Below are 1,367 nucleotides of genomic sequence, written 5' to 3'. Positions count from 1 at the left end.
GTTGATGAATCTTGCTCATCCGATTTCACTTCTAATTTATATCCTAATTTTGTGATTGTACTCTTCATCTCATTTACACTGATTTCATTAGGGTTAAAGTCTACTGTAGCTGATTCTAAAGCGAAATTTACTGTCGCCTTGTTCACACCATCTAGTTTATTTAAACGCTTTTCCACTTTATTCGCACACGCTGCGCATGTCATTCCCGAAACGGTAAACTCCGCTTTATCACTTACAATGCCATATCCTAACGATTCAACTTTTTCTTTAAATTCTTTCGGATTTGTTTTAGTTGGATCGTACAAAATTTTCGTTTTTTCAAGTGCAAAATTCACATTTGCATCCTGCACACCTTCTACTTTTTTAAGACCTTTTTCAATTCTATTTGCACATGCTGCACATGTCATGCCTGATATTTGGAGATTGGCCTCTTTTTGTTCATTCATGTCTCTCACCTCTATATACCCTTATAAGGTATAATTTTTAGCAAAATAAATCGTACTCCATATAAAGTACGATTTATTTCCATATTAAAAATTATTATTGAACGTCATAGCCTTGATCTTCAATTACAACAACGATATCTTTTAACGTTACAACTGATGAGTCGATAGTAACTTCAACAGTTCCTTCTGCTAATTGAACTTTTACTTGCTCAACGCCGTTTAGTTCTTTCACATTACTTTCAATAGAATTTACACAATGCCCACAAGACATACCCTCAACTTTTAATGTTAACTGTTCCATTTAAAATCCTCCTCTTGTTTCTTCATTGTTTGTTAATCACAACTACATCTTACCATACCCCCCTAAGGTAATCAATGGTTTTATATAATGATTTAAAAATTTTTCTAAAACCTTTATTTTCTCTTTATTCCACGCATCAATTTTTATACCATCTGTCCATATCCCATATATGTATAAAGAAAAACCAAGCCAGTCAAATACTAGCTTGGTTTTTACGCTTTTGAAAAACGTTCAAAAACGGTCATTAATTCTTCAATTGCTTCGTCACCATTCCCGTTTTTAATAGCTCCTGAAACACAATGATTTGTATGATTCTTTAAGACGCCCATTCCTACTTTTTTCATCGCTGCATTGATCGCTGAAATTTGCACTAGAATATCAACACAATAACGATCATTTTCAATCATATTTTGAATTCCACGAACTTGTCCTTCAATTCTCTTCAATCTATTTATAATTTGCTCTTTTTCTTTTTCTGATCTATGCATAGCCGTTGTTTCCTGCTCTTTATGATCCATATTATCACCTTCTTAAAGTTTCTCTTCATCCAATAAAAACAAATACTTTTTACGAGTATACCAATTATAGCATTAAATATCTATGTAATGATACCCTATATG

At 32.6% G+C, this 1,367-nt stretch carries 3 protein-coding genes; all 3 read right to left on the bottom strand.

The annotated features are described in order from the left end of the window. The coding region (locus AC1DTM_RS26640; protein WP_477001298.1) for a copper ion binding protein at nt 1–446 on the bottom strand (446 nt) is incomplete at its 3' end. Between the two features lie 94 nt (nt 447–540). After that, complete coding sequence (copZ, locus tag AC1DTM_RS26635; protein ID WP_002111278.1) at nt 541–747, bottom strand: copper chaperone CopZ; 207 nt, start codon at nt 745–747, stop codon at nt 541–543. 212 nt (nt 748–959) lie between these two features. Further along, nucleotides 960–1,265 carry a metal-sensing transcriptional repressor gene (locus tag AC1DTM_RS26630; protein ID WP_002160817.1) on the bottom strand — a complete coding sequence of 102 codons (306 nt, stop codon included), beginning with the start codon at nt 1,263–1,265 and terminating at the stop codon, nt 960–962. Nucleotides 1,266–1,367 lie beyond the last annotated feature (102 nt).

It is taken from the genome of Bacillus sp. P4_D3 (assembly GCF_056401855.1).
The sequence above is the reverse complement of the archived record's forward strand: the minus strand, read 5'-3'. Positions and strand labels throughout refer to the sequence as shown.